The following is a 16,790-nucleotide window of genomic DNA, read 5'->3' on the forward strand; positions in this document are numbered from 1 at the left end:
TGTAGGTGAAAACATGACGAAAGAATTAAGAGCTGTTGTTCATAGTTGTCAAGAAGAGTCCAATGCGAACCTCTCTCCTGTGAGCAAAATTGAAATTTATTCTTTTTTCGATCCTTTTAGCAAAGATAGTTTTAAATTATCTGCCGTTTTATCGAAATTAAAAATTGAATACAGCCAATATATCCGTATTCGTCATATTCTTAACCCTTCATTACGTGTATTGACGAAATGTCAGGCTCAAAGTACATCAGATAGAGATAACATTGCATTAGCATTTAAAGCAGCGGAATTGCAAGGGCGTGCACGTGCACATCGTTTTATGCACCTCATTCAAAACGAAATCATCCCGAAACCAGACATTGTTACTGAAGAGATGATTTCTAAATGTATCATAAATGCTGGCTTGGACTTTGAGGTCTATCAAGAAGATTTAACACATGGTAATTTGCGTGAAAGCTTAAAAGTAGATTTGCATATTGCGCGTGAAATGGATGTAGAATTGGCACCTTCACTCGTATTTTTTAATGAAGATATTCAAGAAGAAGGCTTGAAGGTTGAGGGGTTGTACCCGTATCATATTTATACGTATATCATTAATGAGATGATGGGAAACCAAATCGAAAAACAGTTGCCACCGAAATTAGCAGAATACATTCATCAGAAGCAACTCGTTACAGAAGAAGAACTATTAACCATTTACGAGTGGCCAGAAAAAACGCTAAAAAAAGAACTTAAAAAGCTGCTTTTACAACAGAAGATTGAAAAAATAAAATATCCAGGCGGCGAATTTTGGAAGTCAAAAATGTAAACATTTAAAAGGTATGAACACTTTTATGTATAGATTACGTTAAATATAAAGATCATTTGAACTGTCTAACACAGCATTCAAATGATCTATATTTTTTCGTTCTTGGCGATACACCGATGTGTTTCATAGCATACATCGCATGACGATTGAGTGTAATGTGATTTTGTATAAAAAGCAGAAGAGTGGAACGCTATTCATGAATCTTTGAGCCAATTCGTTAGCTCGCTATAAGCTTTTTAATCGCTTATTCATGATGACCAACATTTGAAATTAATCAACAAATGTTAAAGTTCCACTCTTCGCTATAAAAGATGAAATTCTAAGCTTTTAACTTACCATTTTTGTAATACGTTTTATGCGTATATACTCCTAAAAGCAAAATAACATTACCGTTTCCATCAGATTAAACATGCCTCTCATTTTCGTTCCAGGTTAAAAATTATTCGTTTTTATCTTTTGAATTGCACGGAATAAAAACGTGATAAAAGCCGTTAAAATAAACTGTTGAAAAAAGAGTCCAAGGTAAGTCCCAAACCCTATATTTTTACTAAATTCAAACGTCGAAGTCGCACTTTGATTGGTGTTATTTTCAATGCTTTGCATAGGCGCATAACTTAGCAAGATATACATTAATAATGCATAAAAAATTCCAACTACAAATACGATGAACCATTTATATTTCGTTTTTGATGCGATTCTTGCACCCAATAAAGCTAACAAAACCGTCGGTACTACTTGTCCAAACAGCATAAATTGAAAAATATTTAATTTAGCCATAATTAATAAACATGAAACATAAGCAATAACTGTTGCGACAAGTAAGATATAATCCCATTTTTTCATTTCGTATGTCTCCCATTAATCCACTATATATAGTTTAAAACGATGTTCCACATTGCATGTGCGGAAGTTGCTGAAAAAATATTCCCTGTTTTTTCAACGATAAAATATAAAATAAATGATACTGGTAGTCTAAACATTAAATTATCAATAAAGGCACTTTCAGGATGGCCTATATAACTGAATATAAGTCCTTGTAACAAACAAATGATCAGTCGATGCGTAAGCCAGTGTTCTAATATACGAGGCACTAATAATCTGTAAACATATTCTTCTTCTCACGCGATTAAATAATTCAACATAATAAACATGAGTAAGATTAGAAATGCATCTTCACTAATTTGAAAGTAATATAGCACACTAACGATAATCATTATTTGCAAACTATAAAGCTTTAAATGTTTAACTGTAAAAATCTCTTTTTTTACTATTGTAATGACATTGATTTTATTCAAAACGTATCCTATCGCAAGCGCACTCAGAGCGAAGCATAGTCTTTCCCCGTACATTTGCGTCACCATACTAGGTGTTGGAATGACAAATGAAAAAATAGCAACACCTATCATCAAAGACATGACAGGTAGCAATGCTGTGCCAATTAAAATAATAAGAATTTCTAAGTTTGATAACTTTTTATGTGCTGTCACTACTTCATACCTTCTATTACATTTTTATTCGCCGCAACCATTGCAGGTAAAATACTAAACACAACACCTAAACATGCATTGATGACTAATGTAATTATTACTTGCATCACAGACACTGTTGCTACCATTCCAGAAAGGTTCATTAAAATAATAAACACCAATGCCGCAGCGACACCTATCAAACCTCCAATAGTAGAAAGCAACGTCCCTTCGATAAGATAAGACATATAAATTTGTGATTTTTTTGCTCCTAATGCTCGCCTGATTGCAATTTCCTTACTTCTCTCGTTTACAGTTGAAAACATGGCATTCATAACGCCAAATCCCGCTACAAAAATCGATATACTTGATAAAATAGCTATAAAATTAAGAATCGTGTTCGTTTCATTTTTAGTATCTTCATAAACTTGTACATTATCGATAAAATCATAAGTACCTTTTTCTTTATTAACCCCGTGTTCATCTAGTATCGCTAACATTTTATAAATCGTACCTGATTCGTTTGTTGATACATCCATTTGGTCATAAAAAATATGATTTTTTAATAGTTGCTGCTCTGTTTTATTCGACAAGATAAGGTCAGGCAGTACTTCTTTCACAGCTGAACTTTGGTAAATTGTGTCTATTTTATATTGTTGCTTTCCGATTGTTAACGTTTCTCCTAAATAACGCTGAATGTTATCATTTCTAGATAAACGCTTAAGCGCTTTATCACTGATGGCAATTTGATTTGCTTTTGTTGTCTCTTGAATCTTTTTGCCCATTAATACTTCAGGTAACCCGACTTGATTTTCGCTCAAATTATCTTCAGTTCTAAAGCTTAAATTTTGACGTTGTTGTTGAAATTCAGTAGGAATTACTTTGCCATAAGAGCTAGAAATTAATTTAGGTTGAAACCCTATTTCTTTTTCGATTAAACTGCGATCCTTATCTGTGAAACCTTCTAAATCTAACTTATTATGCGGTGTAAATGTTAATGACGTTGTATTTTTGTCTATATTGAGTCCTTCAGACAAAGAATTAAATGTATACGTTTGACTTGATAATACAATTAAAACGACAAATGTTGCTATTCCTATAGCGATAGACGTTAGAATACTTTGCCTTTTATTACGTTTTAACAATTTTATTACATCTTTAAAAATTTTATAGTGTTTCACGTTTCGTACCTAATTTCTCGATTAATTTGCCATCTTTTATTTCTAAAATTTTAGAACTATAATGCGCAACTTCTGGGTCGTGTGTCACTAAAATAATCGTTTTCCCTTCGTTGTTAAGTTGCACCAAAACATTTAAAATTTCGTCTCTTGTTTGTACATCCAGTGCGCCTGTTGGTTCATCCGCTATAATCAATTTGGGGTTATTGATGAGCGCTCTTATAATTGCCACCCTCTGCTTTTGCCCCCCGGAAAGGTTTTGTGGATAGTCATTTAATTTCTCCATCACGCCTAAACGTTGAGCTAATTGTTCTATCTTTTTAAAGTCTATTTTATGTTTGGAATATAAAAATGGCAGTTCAATATTTTCTCTTACTTTATATTCATCAATGAGGTTAAAGTGCTGGAATATAAAACCGATATAATTATTTCTATATTCTGACAATTTATCATCGCTCATTGTATTAACATGTGTTCCATTAAATTGATACTCACCTTCATAGTCTGAATCAAGTAATCCTAAAATATTAATCAGTGTGGATTTTCCGACCCCTGACGTTCCCATAATTGAGATAAATTCACCCTCTTGAATGGTTAAGTCGATATGATGAAGCACACGATTGCTTTCAGCGCCGTTTCTATAATCCTTTTTCAAACCTATACATTCTATAATTGCATTCATTTTGCACCTCTCTTCAATACATCATCACTCTCTCGTTACATCTATCATACTGAATACTAGAACGGCAGAAAATACTTATTGTCCGAAATTTAAAAAATAGACATATTTAATTTAATTAAGTACCTAAATGTGCATTTTTGTACATCTTAAAGATGTAAAAGATGAGGTATTTTTACTATTTAGGTATTATTTTTACATTAGAATGATTAAACTTAAGAAAGTTTTCATACATATATATTTATGAGGTAAATAAGAAGATAAAAAAAAACGCCGTGTTCTGACACGGCGCTAAACAAAGGGGATGGGAGAAATTTTTCACTTCAAACAAAGGGGTATGTTTGTTATGTGATTAATTTCATGCTCATAATATATCACGTGTTTACAAACGATTCAACCCTTTAGCAACTAAAAATGCAACTTTTCACAAATCCGCCATATTGTAAACGGATACACTATTCTCAAGCTTTCATTAATTTTTCAAAAGCGTCTAATTTTTCCTCAAACACCTTACATGCATCTTCAATTGGCTTTGGTGTTGTCATATCTACCCCTGCATTTTTCAAAATTTCGATTGGGTAGTTTGAACTTCCTTTTTTCAAAAATTCATTAATATAACGTTCTACTGCTGGTTGACCTTCTGTTAAAATTTGGTGACTTAAACTTTGCGCTGCACTATACCCCGTTGCATATTGATACACATAGTAATTCATATAGAAATGCGGAATACGTGACCATTCTTTACTAATATTGTCATCTGTTTCAACAGTGTCTCCGAAATATTGACGATTTAATTTAGCATATTCTTCGTTCATTCGCGTCGCTGTTAACGGCTCTCCCGCTTCTTCGATTTGATGAATTTTATGTTCAAATTCAGCAAACATTGTTTGGCGGAATAATGTCGCACGGAAACGTTCTAGCTCTTGATTAAGCAACAGTAAACGATGTTTGTCGTCTAAATGCTTATCCATATAATGACTTAACAATGCCTCATTACATGTAGATGCTACTTCAGCGACAAAAATTGTATAATCACTTTGGTTCGATGGTTGGTTTTTGCGACTAAAGTAACTATGCGCTGAGTGACCAAACTCATGTACAAGCGTATATAAATCTGATATTGTATTTGACCAGTTTAACAAAATGAATGGATTCGTTTTATGCGCCCCTGAAGAATAGCCACCTGAACGTTTCCCTTTGTTTTCATACACGTCAACCCAGCGGTTTTCCAATCCTTCTTTAACGACGTTAAGGTATTCTTCACCCATCGGTTCAAGACCTTTTAACATCCATTCTACAGCTTCATCATATGGCATATCGAACTTGATATCTTTAACCATCGGTGTATACATATCATACATTTTTAGGTCATCTAACCCTAACAATGTTTTACGCAATTTCGTATAGCGATGAAGTAACGGTAAGTATTGATGAACCGTTTTAACTAAGTTGTCATATACTTCTTCAGGGATGTGTGTACGGCTTAACGCTTGTTCACGCGCCGTCTTATAACGGTGGGCACGCGCATTAAACACATGCTTCTTAACTTCTCCGGCTAACGTTGCACCTAATGTATTGTTATATGCTCCGTATGCTTTATAAACATTGTTATACGCAGACGCTCGTAACATACGATCATCTGATTCTAAATACTTAATAAATGTTCCTTGTGTCAATGGATGCGCATTGCCTTCTTGATCTATCGCATCTTCAAATGTAAGGTCTGCATTGTCAAACATGCTAAATACATTACTTGGTGTTGATAAAGCATCTTGCGCTTCAGTTAATAGTTTTTCTCTCTCTTCATCCAATACATGTGGACGTTGTTCATTAATTAATTTTAAATCAAATGCAAAACGTTTCAAACCTTCATGGGTATCTACAAACGATTGTAAACGTGCTTCGTCGATTTGTAGTAATTCTGGGACTAAAAAGCTCCACGCAGCACTCATTTTAATTGCTAATTGGTGTGCACGTGCTTCAAAGCTTGTATATGTGTCATTTGCAGTATCTTGATCTTGTTTAAGGTGCGCATACACATAAACCTCTTCTAGTTCCGTTTCGATTTCATCTTCTAAACTCAACGCTTGATAAAGTGTTTCAGCATCGTCTGCAAGATGTCCTTTAAAAGCCGTTTCTTTGCCTAGATAACTTTCCACGTTTTTAAACGCTTTTTCCCACGCTTCATCACTTTCAAAAATAGTCGTTAAGTCCCAAGTGTATTCAGGATGTTGTTGTTCTTGTTCTGCTCTCGTAAGTTGTTGTGTCATTCTAATTCCTCCTCTAAAGATGATAATATGTCTATTTTCTCATTTTTAAATTCAGATTGCACATTTAAACTACGCTACATGCAATAATTTTAAATACGAATGAATCATTGTGTTCATCAATTTGTGATAATTGACATTTTTGTATGCAAAATGCCTAGGTTTGAGTATCTTAGTTACAGCAGTAGCTGGTAATCCACCATTATGAAGTGCTTTCAAAACCGTTAACTGCCAATAAATAGGATGCGTCAAAAAGTAAATTTGTTCAGGGAATACAAATCCTGTAAGTTTAATAACTTGTGTATCCGTATATTGTAATTGATATATCAATGATAAATGTGGCTCAAGCACGCTATTTTTCCGCCTACACTGCGTTAAATAATTTTCTATATATGCTTGAGAAAGTTTATGCACTACGGTCATTTGATGCGACGTTGTACTTAACCGTTCAAACAATTGACCGACAGAAAATGTTTGCGACTGACCTATAAATGATTTCGAAGCGAGCGGTATCATTTTTGAAAGCGCATGAATTTTTTCTGTTTTTTCGTTTAAGCAATACAGCGTTCTCGTTAATGGATTCATGCATGCTTGATGACGTTGCGTTAAATAATAAATTCCATTTCTACATCGTGGGACTTCTGTTACCCACACAACTTGATAGCCCAATTGATTTAAACCTGTTGTCCTAGACTGGATGGTTTCTAGTTTAATAGGGCTTAATTGAATCTCAATTGCCCACTGATTAACTGTAATATCTGGTATTTGCTTAATCGATTGAAGATACGGTTCTAGTTTTACATCATCATAATGCTTTTTGAATGTCTCATAAAGCCATTGTTTCATGTGTAAATGTTGTAACGTCTCGCCACCTTTTTGATTCAAATGAATTTTACCAGATGGATGCGCAAAATGAGGTGTTACTTTAGCGCCTTGCTTCAAAACTAGGAATTCTTTACAAATCGGACAATGATACCGTTCAAAGCGCGATGCATGTGTTGCTACAACTTGTTTGTTTTGTTCATTCATTGCTGTTAACATTAACTTCACCTCATCATGATACACGTGAAAAACAGCTAGATTACTTCCCGTTCAGATAAAAATTTTCTATTAAAGCGCCCCTTTTTTGCTCAACATATATAAAAAGGAGTCAGGAACATTTTCATGTTCTTGACTCCTTCGTCTCTTGTTTTAGTCTTGTGAGAAATAACGTTTAACTTGTTCAATAACATTATGACTCATTACAATTTTACCGTAATCATTTAAATACAATTCTGTTTTATCTGTTGGCACAGCAAATTCCAAGACTTGACTGTAGAAGTCGTGGATTTCTGTTTCAGTCACATCAGAATCACAATGAACCATATAATAATATTCATTATTTAACAGATATAATAAATCTTCGTATTGTGTTAATTTTTGATTGTTTTGGTAAGCATATGCAATCAAAGCTTCTAAGCCATCAAATTTGAAAATCAGCGTATTAGACGCTACAGCCTTCATTCGTGATTGACGTTGCGATTGTATTTGAGACTCAATCTCTTCTTCCTCACTTGACTCTGCTGATTGTGCCTTTAATGACTGCGCTAATAAATCATTTAATTGACTATCAAACTCATCTATCGCACTGTCTTCTTCAGACATTTGCATTAATTCTTCATTTTTTGATTTAGAAATGGTCACTTCTACGCCTTTTTCAAAAGCATGAACTTGAATCCACAATGGACCTTCAACGACAAAGTCTTCTTCTTGGTTAACTTCTTCCATCATTGACCAAAAGAATTCTTCTCCACGTTTACGATTCGTCCATAGATCTTCACGTTTAAATCCGCGTGCTTCTATATCTTTGTAAGTGATAAACAACTTTATTGTCGTGTCATCAATGCGTTCTATTCTCATATCATCTCACTCCTTACAGCCGATGAATAGTACCCCTATTGTAGTAAACATATACGAAAAATACAATCTATTTGTTTACTGCAACCATTCGAAAAACGCTTTAAATTCAATATAATGAAATCGGGGTTAGGACGTGGTATCGTCCCAACCCCTCAAAGTAACTTTATATTCAAAATGGCAAAAACGACGAATACTAATTTACAAATAGCTTCGTCGATTCCCTTTAATATTCAATAAAGACTTTAATCATTTATGACGTTCGAATTAGTCCACCATGCGTTGTGCTTCTTGTAATTGGAAAGTACGCACTTTACGTGGTAAGAAACGACGAATTTCATCTTCGTTGTAACCTACTTGCAAACGTTTCTCGTCTAAAATAATTGGACGTCGTAAAATACCAGGATTATCTTGAATGATACCATACAAATCTTGTAAAGGTAATGCATCAATGTCTACGTTCAACTTTTGGTATGTTTTAGAACGCGTTGAAATGATTTCATCAGTTCCGTCTTCAGTCATTTTTAAAATTTGTTTTATTTCATCTAAAGTTAAATGTTCAGAAAAAATATTTCGCTCCGTATACGGAATGTCATGTTCTTGTAACCATGCTTTCGCTTTACGGCAAGATGTGCAACTTGGTGAAGTAAATAATGTTACCATACATCTCACTCTCCTAATTGAATAAAAATTCACTAAAATTTAACGTTCAAGTTTGACTGCTCAATATATGTTAAAACAACTCAAATCTTTTTTCTGTTTTTCTAACGCTATACATATATTATAGCCAAACAAGATTAAAATTAAATGAGAAACCTGTAAAAATAGTGTTTATTTTAAATAATCAGTCTTTAGTATGAGACCTCTACTTAAGATTTCCTAATACTTATCATATCATAACTTACAAACTTATAAAATACTGTTACAATAGTAATGATTAAAACCGAAAGAAAGTAGGCATTGCATTTATGAAAACATTATTCTCAGGCATTCAACCTAGCGGTATACCCACAATCGGCAATTATATCGGTGCACTCAAACAATTTGTTGAGATTCAAGATGATTACGATTGTTATTTCTGTATTGTGGATCAACATGCGATTACGGTGCCTCAAGATCGTTTGAAATTACGTCAACAAATACGTCAACTTGCTGCAATTTACTTAGCAACTGGACTTAATCCAGACAAAGTCACGCTCTTCATCCAATCAGAAGTGCCAGCTCATGTTCAAGCTGGGTGGATGTTGACGACGATTTCCTCTATTGGTGAACTTGAACGTATGACTCAATTCAAAGACAAATCACAAAAACAAAATGATGGTATTCCTGCTGGATTATTAACTTATCCACCATTAATGGCTGCCGACATTATTTTATACAATACAGATATCGTTCCTGTAGGCGACGATCAAAAACAACATATCGAATTAACGCGCAACCTTGTTGATCGCTTTAATCATCGTTATAACGATATTCTCACTAAACCTGAAATTCAAATGCCAGAAGTAGGCGGACGTGTAATGAGTCTTCAAGATCCTACTAAAAAAATGAGCAAAAGTGATGATAATCCGAAAAATTTCATTTCATTACTTGATGAACCTCGCGTTGCCGCTAAAAAAATTAAAAGTGCTGTAACGGATTCCGATGGGCTTATTAAATTTGATAAAGAAAATAAACCTGGCATTTCAAATTTATTAACGATTTATTCAAGCTTAACTGGCGAAAGCATCAAAACCCTCGAAACACGCTATGAAAATGAAGGCTACGGCCAATTTAAAGGGGATTTAGCTGAAATTGTAGCGCAGTTCTTAACTGATTTCCAAGAGAAATATGAAGCATTTTATCATTCTGAACGTCTGGATGCAATTTTAGATGAAGGACGCGACAAAGCACACCGTACATCATTTAAAACATTGAAAAAAATGGAAAAAGCGATGGGTCTAGGGCGAAAACGTAAATAATAAAGCACTTAAAAAGCGGTAAAGCTTTCTCTACAATAGATTAGCTTTACCGCCTTTTTATGCGATCACTAGCATATGTGCTAAATAAAAGTTCTATAACATCAAAATGATTTCACATAGCGTATTAAAATTGAAGTGCAGTCTCATTCAACATTAATCGCCTAAATTATTTCGTTTTCTTTTTACCTGTTTTACGATCAATGGATTTATCAATGTACGTATATTTCAATGATGTGTCTCCACCCATGTTATGATAATGTAATCCTTTTACTTGAGGATTCGTTAAATGCGCCTCACCTTTTTGGTATATTGGTGCAACAGGTGCTTCATTTAATAAAAGTTCCTCCGCCTCAATTAACGTTTGATTACGCGCTTCAGCATTTTGAAGCAATTCTCCATTGGCTTTTTTCAGCAATTCATCATATTTTTTATTTCCCCATCCCGTATTGTTCGACGTGTTGCCCGTCGTCATAATTTTAAGGAAAGTCATCGGATCCGGATAGTCGGGCGCCCAACCAGATAATGAAATTTCATAGTTTTCACTTTGCTCACGTGCAATACGTTGTTTAAACGGAAATTGTTTTATTTTTATCGTGATACCAGGTAACGTTGTTTCAATTTGTGATTTTATAAATTCAGCTGAAATTTTAGAGGATGGTGTGTCATCTGTATTTAACGTCATTGTAAATTTGTCTTTACCAAGTTCTTTTTTCGCTTTTTCGTAGTTTTCTTTCGCTTTTTTTACATCGTATTTTAAAGGCGATTTAATTTGACTTGTAAAGTCTTTACCGTTGGGTGCATCTGCTGTTCCTTTAGCCGTAAAACCATCCGTCACCGCTGATCCATTGTTAAGGACTGAATTTACATAATCTTCTTTATTAATCGCTTGTGCTAAAGCAAGACGCATATGTTGATTTTTCAATTCAGGCACTTGCCCTTGATTCAATTTCAAATAAAAGGTCGCCGGCATTATACGCTTTTTCAATGCGACATCGTCTTTATATTTTTCCACCTGTTCAGACGTAATTGTTGTGTCATCTACTGATTCTGTATCATACAATGATGCCCCAGCTTGGCTGTCTTTTAATACTTTGTAATTTACCTTATCTAATTTTACAGCTTGCTTATCCCAATATTCGTTATTTTTAACGAGAATGATTTTATCTTCTACAGCCCAATCTTTCACTTTAAATGGCCCATTATAAACACTTTTATCTTCTGATGTGCCATAACGTTCTCCGTATTTTTTTACAATTTTTTCATTTTGAGGTAAAAACGTCCCAAAAGCGAGCATTTCTTTGTAATAAGGAATAGGTTTCGTAAGTTCAAAACGTAATGTGTAATCGTCTAACGCTTTAACCCCTAGCGTATTCACATCTTTTTTACCCATATTTACCGCTTCAGCATTCTTTAAATCGTACATAATATATGCGTACTCTGCCGCTGTATTAGGATCTAGTACACGCTTCCAAGCAAATTCAAAGTCATGGGCAGTAACAGGGTCGCCATTCGACCATTTGGCATTTTTGCGCAAGTGAATGGTCCATGTTTTGCCTCCATTGGTTACTTCAGGTTCTCCTGTCGCTACTCCCGGTTCAACTTTGTCGCTTTTACCTGCAGTATATAATCCTTCATAAACTTGATTAAATTTATCAAAGCTAACGTTATCTGTAACTTTAGCTGTATCGAGTGAAGACATATCTTGTGTTATCACTTTTCGAAACACTTGACCTTTATCATCATAGATGCCTTCAGCATTACCGCAAGCAGAAAGTATTACCACTGAACTCACGAGTGCCCCGAGTAATTTCACTGTATGTTTAACTTTTTTCAATTGTATTTCCCCCTTCCTTTGTGCTATCCATGTGACGCATGTTGTCGTCCAAACGCTTTAAACTCTTCTTCTGTCGCCAATACAAAATGATACGGTGTGAAAGCTTTTAACTCACGTGAAGCTTCAGGATTTTTCTCCCCTTCATAAGCAAAGCGTTGGCGTGTCCGCTCACTATCTGGATCTGGTTGTGGCACTGCCGATAATAACGATTTTGTATATGGATGTAAGGGGTTGTTGTAAATTTCATCAGCTGGACCAAGTTCTACAATCTTACCTAAATGCATTACAGCAATACGATCTGAAATATACTTCACCATCGACAAATCATGTGCAATAAATAGAAATGTAATATTATGTTCTCTTTGAAGTTTTTGCATTAGATTAACCACTTGAGCTTGAATTGATACGTCTAAAGCTGAAATCGGCTCATCAGCAATAATAAATTCTGGTTGAACGGCCAAAGCACGTGCAATACCAATACGTTGACGTTGCCCTCCCGAAAACTCGTGAGGGTATCGGTTGGCATGACTTTTACGCAAACCTACTGTTTCTAACAAGTCATAGACACGCTTTTTGCGATCATTTTTATCTTTGGCTAACCCATGAATATCAATACCTTCTGCCACAATATCCATCACTTTTAACCTTGGATTAAGTGACGCATACGGATCTTGGAAAATCATTTGAATTTTCTTATTGAACTTTAATAAGTCTTTTCTCTTTTTAATATTTTGTATATTTACCCCTTCATATAACACTTGACCATCAGTAACATCGTTGAGCTTAATGATCGCTTTACCTGTTGTTGATTTACCTGAACCCGATTCTCCTACTAGTCCGAATGTTTCCCCTTTAAAAATTTCAAAAGAAATGTCATCAATGGCTCTCACTTCGTTGTGCTTGCCTTGATTGAAATACTGTTTTAAATGCTTCACTTCTACTAAGATATCTTTTTTATCCATTAGAACGACACCCTTTCTACACGTTCTGGCTTCGCAAAATTATTTGGCATTGGCCGTTGTTTACGTTTTACTAAATCTGGTGGTTCTACTTTAGGTGCACGTTCATCTAATAGCCAAGAGCGCACATAGTGTGTAGGTGATACCCGATACCATGGCGGTGCTTCTTTAAAATCAATCGCCAAAGCATATTCACTTCGTGCCGCAAAAGCATCACCTTTAGGCGGTCGAACTAAATCTGGGGGCGAACCTGGAATGGCTTGAAGTGCTGTAGAACCTTCTGTATCCAAATCGGGCATAGAAGATAATAGCCCCCACGTATACGGATGTTGTGGATCATAAAAAATTTCATCCACATCCCCTGTTTCTATCATTTGTCCACCATACATCACTGCAACACGATCAGCTACATTAGCAACTACGCCTAAATCATGTGTAATGAATATGATAGACGTATCAATTTTTTGTTGTAATTCTTTCATTAAGTCCAAAATTTGAGCTTGCATCGTCACATCTAAAGCTGTTGTTGGCTCGTCAGCAATCAGCACTTTAGGTTCACAAGCAAGTGCTAAGGCGATGACAATACGTTGACGTTGACCTCCTGAAAATTGATGTGGATAAGCATTGAAGCGCTCCTTAACACGTTTAAGCCCGACAAGTTCTAACAACTCTATGGCACGTTGTTTCGCTTCTGCTTTACTTAAACCGATATGTTTAATAATCGGTTCCATCACTTGCTTACCAATTTTCATCGTTGGATTAAGTGACGTCATTGGATCTTGAAAAATCATTGAAATCTCTTTTCCACGAAGTTTCATCAGTTCTTTTTCGGATTTTTGCGTCAAATCTTCTCCGTTAAAAATAATACTTCCTTTTTTAATACGGCCCGATTTACCTTGGAAAAGCTTAGTAATCGCTTTAGTCGTCACTGATTTACCCGATCCAGACTCACCTACAATTGCTAAAGTTTCCCCTTTGTTCAAATAAAAATCTACGCCACGGACTGCTTGCACTTCCCCTACTTCGATATCAAAAGAGACATGCAAGTCATTCACTTCAATTACACGTTCTGACATTTGTCATACCTCCTTTATTTTCGCATTTTAGGGTCAAATGCATCTCTCAAACCATCACTAAATAAGTAAAAGAATAAAATTAACAAACTTAAAATAAATGCTGGAATAAATAATTGATGTGGATGAATTAATAGCATCGCACGCCCTTCATTTACTAATGAGCCTAGTGATGTTTGTGGTGCAGGGACACCGATACCGATAAAGCTTAAGAAAGCTTCAAAGAAAATAGCGTTTGGCACTGTAAACATAGATGTTACAATAATTGCGCCTAATGTATTAGGTAAAATATGTTTGAAAATCAACTTTAGATTAGATGTGCCTAGTGTGCGAGAAGCAAGTACAAACTCTTGATTTTTCAATTTTAAGAATTCTCCACGTACAACACGACTCATACCAATCCATCCGGTGATGGCCATCGCCAAAATAATCGTCCATATCGAAGGTTCAAAAATTAATACGAATAAAATCACGACGATAAGCGTTGGGATAGATGAAATAATTTCGATAATACGTTGCATAATGGTGTCGATACGTCCGCCAAAGTATCCAGAAATGGCACCGTAAATGACACCGATAAAAATATCTAAAAGCGCTGCAACGAGACCAATGAAAAGTGATACTTGTGCACCTTGCCAAGTTCGAGACCAAATATCACGTCCAAGTTGATCTGTCCCAAACCAGAAATTTTGTTTTACGTTCGCTTTTTCATAAGCATTGCCGTCTATTCCTTCACCATCAAATGGTAAAAACGGAATTTGATCTAACACAGCAATTTTAGGTGGTAAGTTTCGTCTTTCAACATCTTGTTCAGCATAGTCGTGTGAACTAATTAACGGTCCTACGATAGCTAAAATCAATATGATGATTAAGCCAATCATCCCTACAACTGCTAGCTTATTGCGCGTTAATTGTGACCAAGCATCTTGCCAAAATGTACGTCCTTCTCTTTGAAACGCTTGTTCACTATCATCAGGTGCACCAGTGCGAATAAAATCTTCATTCATAATGCCCGATGTTTGTGCAACAGTTGCACCCGAATGATCATCTTTTGGTAACATACGTGTTTCTTTCGTCATTACTTTTTCCCCCCTTGCAAACGAATTCTAGGGTCGATTAGACCGTAAAGAATATCGACAATAAAAATAGATACGATAAATAGGGTACTGAATAATAGTGTAATAGCCATAATAACTGAAAAGTCATTCGTCGTAATTGAGCGAACGAATTGGTCCCCTAATCCAGGTACACCGAAAATGTTTTCGATTGTTAACGTTCCAGTTAAAATACTTGCTAACATTGGAACTAATATTGTAATGACTGGAATTAACGCATTACGCAATGCATGTCCAAATAATACGCGTTGCGTTGAATTTCCTTTTGCTCGAGCTAATAATATGTAATCTGAGCTCAATACTTCAATCATTTCTGCACGAATATAACGTGCGACAGTCGCAACGACAACCGCCGATAGTGCTAATGACGGTAAAATTGCCGTAGAGATTCCTTCCCATCCTGCTACCGGAAACCATTGTAAGCGTACTGCAAAAACGTATTGTAATAATACCGCTAACACAAATGATGGTACCGATATCGCAATTACTGATATAAAGGTGGCAAGATAATCTACCCATGTATTTTGCCGGGTCGCAGCAACAACCCCTAAAATGACTCCTAATATTACACCGATTGTCATTGAGAAAAGCCCCATTTGAAATGATGGCACTAACCTCGGCTTAATTAAGTCCCACACAGGTTGGTTATCGTATTGGAAAGAATTACCAAAATCTCCTTTAACGACATTGGCTATGTAGTTTCCATATTGAATTGGCAGTGGGTCATTTAAACCATACTTTTCATTCAATATCGTTTTTTGTTCCTCGCTTAACTTTTCATCGTTAAACGGTGATCCAGGCATTAACTTCATTAGAAAAAATGTAATTGTAATGATAATAAATAACGAAATGATCATGTAGAACAATCTTTTTAACGTATATCTAAGCATCAACCATACCCCCTAGTATTGAATTAACATTCCCTTCAAAATTTTCAGAAATATTAATAATATTATAATCACAAGGGTTCGAATTAATCAATATCATTTCAATTTACAGTGATAAAGGAATTCTACGTAATAGCATTAAATCAACACATATTTTCATAAAAATAGTTTATTACGAGCTGAAATATCTTCAATTTAATAGGACAATAGGTTACAATAATTTAAAATCACTACTAAGGAATGAAGTTATGTTACGTTTATCTCATCGGACTTGGGTTTATATCATTATTACGCCTTTATTCACAATCATTTCATGGATATTGAGCAATCCTACTTGGAGTCATTTTATTAACTTGTTTTTTACTTTTTCTATTATTTTTGCGATTTTATTATTTACTTTGTTGATTATTCAAGAAGGTATATTAGATGTTACAAGCTTTGGTTTCCGACGCTTTAAGTATCAAATGATGCGCAAAAAAGATAAAGGCCGGTACGAATCTGACGAATTTTTTAATCCTAAAAATCCTAAGCAGTCTAAGTACGTTGTTCAATCTTGGATTAAACCTGCTTTACTTGTCCACGTTTTTTATATCGTACTTTCATTTTTGCTCGCTTTTACCGTTCGTTAGTCATACATGTTTATGTATATACCAAAAACAGATGTCTT

At 35.0% G+C, this 16,790-nt stretch carries 16 protein-coding genes and 1 pseudogene; 3 read left to right on the top strand and 14 right to left on the bottom strand.

The window, feature by feature from the left end:
- Window positions 1-13: 13 nt before the first annotated feature.
- Window positions 14-808, top strand: a complete 795-nt coding sequence (gene yjbH / locus LN051_RS08275; protein ID WP_229292068.1) for a protease adaptor protein YjbH — start codon at window positions 14-16, stop codon at window positions 806-808.
- A gap of 432 nt (window positions 809-1,240) precedes the next feature.
- On the opposite strand, the gene LN051_RS08280 is transcribed toward yjbH, so the two are convergent.
- The 9 genes and pseudogenes from LN051_RS08280 to spxA all read right to left on the bottom strand — a co-directional run bounded on the left by LN051_RS08280 (window position 1,241) and on the right by spxA (window position 8,957).
- Window positions 1,241-1,651 (bottom strand): hypothetical protein, encoded by a 411-nt coding sequence (locus LN051_RS08280; protein WP_229292069.1) that lies wholly within the window; start codon window positions 1,649-1,651, stop codon window positions 1,241-1,243.
- 23 nt (window positions 1,652-1,674) lie between these two features.
- Window positions 1,675-1,911 (bottom strand): annotated as a pseudogene (locus tag LN051_RS11520) (CPBP family glutamic-type intramembrane protease); the annotation flags it as partial.
- Between the two features lie 15 nt (window positions 1,912-1,926).
- Window positions 1,927-2,295, bottom strand: a complete 369-nt coding sequence (locus LN051_RS08285; protein WP_229292070.1) for a hypothetical protein — start codon at window positions 2,293-2,295, stop codon at window positions 1,927-1,929.
- Window positions 2,295-3,455, bottom strand: coding sequence for an ABC transporter permease (locus tag LN051_RS08290; RefSeq protein WP_229292071.1), 1,161 nt, complete (start codon window positions 3,453-3,455; stop codon window positions 2,295-2,297). Before LN051_RS08290 ends, LN051_RS08285 begins: the two co-directional genes overlap by 1 nt.
- Window positions 3,442-4,134 carry an ABC transporter ATP-binding protein gene (locus LN051_RS08295; RefSeq protein ID WP_229292072.1) on the bottom strand — a complete coding sequence of 231 codons (693 nt, stop codon included), beginning with the start codon at window positions 4,132-4,134 and terminating at the stop codon, window positions 3,442-3,444. Before LN051_RS08295 ends, LN051_RS08290 begins: the two co-directional genes overlap by 14 nt.
- Before the next feature lie 458 nt (window positions 4,135-4,592).
- Complete coding sequence (gene pepF / locus LN051_RS08300) at window positions 4,593-6,401, bottom strand: oligoendopeptidase F (RefSeq protein WP_229292073.1); 1,809 nt, start codon at window positions 6,399-6,401, stop codon at window positions 4,593-4,595.
- A 69-nt stretch (window positions 6,402-6,470) separates the two neighbouring features.
- The gene (locus LN051_RS08305; RefSeq protein WP_229292074.1) at window positions 6,471-7,463 is read right to left on the bottom strand and encodes a competence protein CoiA; all 993 of its coding nucleotides are present in this window, start codon (window positions 7,461-7,463) and stop codon (window positions 6,471-6,473) included.
- Window positions 7,464-7,589: 126 nt separating this feature from the next.
- Complete coding sequence (locus LN051_RS08310; RefSeq protein WP_229292075.1) at window positions 7,590-8,297, bottom strand: adaptor protein MecA; 708 nt, start codon at window positions 8,295-8,297, stop codon at window positions 7,590-7,592.
- Window positions 8,298-8,561: 264 nt separating this feature from the next.
- Window positions 8,562-8,957, bottom strand: coding sequence for a transcriptional regulator SpxA (gene spxA, locus LN051_RS08315; protein ID WP_229292076.1), 396 nt, complete (start codon window positions 8,955-8,957; stop codon window positions 8,562-8,564).
- Between the two features lie 305 nt (window positions 8,958-9,262).
- Here spxA and trpS point away from each other — a divergent pair, with 305 nt between their 5' ends.
- Window positions 9,263-10,255 carry a tryptophan--tRNA ligase gene (gene trpS, locus LN051_RS08320; RefSeq protein ID WP_229292077.1) on the top strand — a complete coding sequence of 331 codons (993 nt, stop codon included), beginning with the start codon at window positions 9,263-9,265 and terminating at the stop codon, window positions 10,253-10,255.
- A gap of 166 nt (window positions 10,256-10,421) precedes the next feature.
- Here the strand turns inward: trpS and LN051_RS08325 are convergent, their stop codons facing one another.
- The 5 genes from LN051_RS08325 to opp3b are packed head-to-tail and all read right to left on the bottom strand — an operon-like array spanning window position 10,422 to window position 16,126.
- Window positions 10,422-12,089 carry a peptide ABC transporter substrate-binding protein gene (locus LN051_RS08325; protein ID WP_229292078.1) on the bottom strand — a complete coding sequence of 556 codons (1,668 nt, stop codon included), beginning with the start codon at window positions 12,087-12,089 and terminating at the stop codon, window positions 10,422-10,424.
- A 23-nt stretch (window positions 12,090-12,112) separates the two neighbouring features.
- A complete protein-coding gene (locus LN051_RS08330; protein ID WP_229292079.1) occupies window positions 12,113-13,051 on the bottom strand; it encodes an ABC transporter ATP-binding protein in 939 nt (312 codons plus the stop codon).
- The gene (locus tag LN051_RS08335) at window positions 13,051-14,124 is read right to left on the bottom strand and encodes an ABC transporter ATP-binding protein (protein WP_229292080.1); all 1,074 of its coding nucleotides are present in this window, start codon (window positions 14,122-14,124) and stop codon (window positions 13,051-13,053) included. The genes LN051_RS08330 and LN051_RS08335 overlap by 1 nt, the downstream gene beginning before the upstream one ends.
- 14 nt (window positions 14,125-14,138) lie before the next feature.
- Entirely contained in the window at window positions 14,139-15,200 is a 1,062-nt protein-coding gene (gene opp3C / locus LN051_RS08340; RefSeq protein ID WP_229292081.1) for an oligopeptide ABC transporter permease, read from the bottom strand.
- Window positions 15,200-16,126: an oligopeptide ABC transporter permease gene (gene opp3b, locus LN051_RS08345; RefSeq protein WP_229292082.1), complete on the bottom strand. Its 927-nt coding sequence runs from the start codon at window positions 16,124-16,126 to the stop codon at window positions 15,200-15,202. Before opp3b ends, opp3C begins: the two co-directional genes overlap by 1 nt.
- 245 nt (window positions 16,127-16,371) lie before the next feature.
- On the opposite strand from opp3b, the gene LN051_RS08350 reads away from it, so the two are divergent.
- Window positions 16,372-16,752, top strand: coding sequence for a DUF3899 domain-containing protein (locus LN051_RS08350; RefSeq protein ID WP_229292083.1), 381 nt, complete (start codon window positions 16,372-16,374; stop codon window positions 16,750-16,752).
- The last annotated feature ends 38 nt before the right edge of the window (window positions 16,753-16,790 follow it).

The organism is Staphylococcus ratti (assembly GCF_020883535.1).
Classification (GTDB): Bacteria; Bacillota; Bacilli; order Staphylococcales; family Staphylococcaceae; genus Staphylococcus; species Staphylococcus ratti.

Bases quoted from the DNA above. Each gene is read 5' to 3' on its own strand.
- yjbH (WP_229292068.1), top strand. From the start codon at position 14: ATGACGAAAGAATTAAGAGCTGTTGTTCATAGTTGTCAAGAAGAGTCC.
- LN051_RS08280 (WP_229292069.1), bottom strand. From the start codon at position 1,651: ATGAAAAAATGGGATTATATCTTACTTGTCGCAACAGTTATTGCTTAT.
- LN051_RS08295 (WP_229292072.1), bottom strand. From the start codon at position 4,134: ATGAATGCAATTATAGAATGTATAGGTTTGAAAAAGGATTATAGAAAC.
- pepF (WP_229292073.1), bottom strand. From the start codon at position 6,401: ATGACACAACAACTTACGAGAGCAGAACAAGAACAACAACATCCTGAA.
- LN051_RS08310 (WP_229292075.1), bottom strand. From the start codon at position 8,297: ATGAGAATAGAACGCATTGATGACACGACAATAAAGTTGTTTATCACT.
- spxA (WP_229292076.1), bottom strand. From the start codon at position 8,957: ATGGTAACATTATTTACTTCACCAAGTTGCACATCTTGCCGTAAAGCG.
- trpS (WP_229292077.1), top strand. From the start codon at position 9,263: ATGAAAACATTATTCTCAGGCATTCAACCTAGCGGTATACCCACAATC.
- LN051_RS08330 (WP_229292079.1), bottom strand. From the start codon at position 13,051: ATGGATAAAAAAGATATCTTAGTAGAAGTGAAGCATTTAAAACAGTAT.
- LN051_RS08335 (WP_229292080.1), bottom strand. From the start codon at position 14,124: ATGTCAGAACGTGTAATTGAAGTGAATGACTTGCATGTCTCTTTTGAT.
- opp3C (WP_229292081.1), bottom strand. From the start codon at position 15,200: ATGACGAAAGAAACACGTATGTTACCAAAAGATGATCATTCGGGTGCA.
- opp3b (WP_229292082.1), bottom strand. From the start codon at position 16,126: ATGCTTAGATATACGTTAAAAAGATTGTTCTACATGATCATTTCGTTA.
- LN051_RS08350 (WP_229292083.1), top strand. From the start codon at position 16,372: ATGTTACGTTTATCTCATCGGACTTGGGTTTATATCATTATTACGCCT.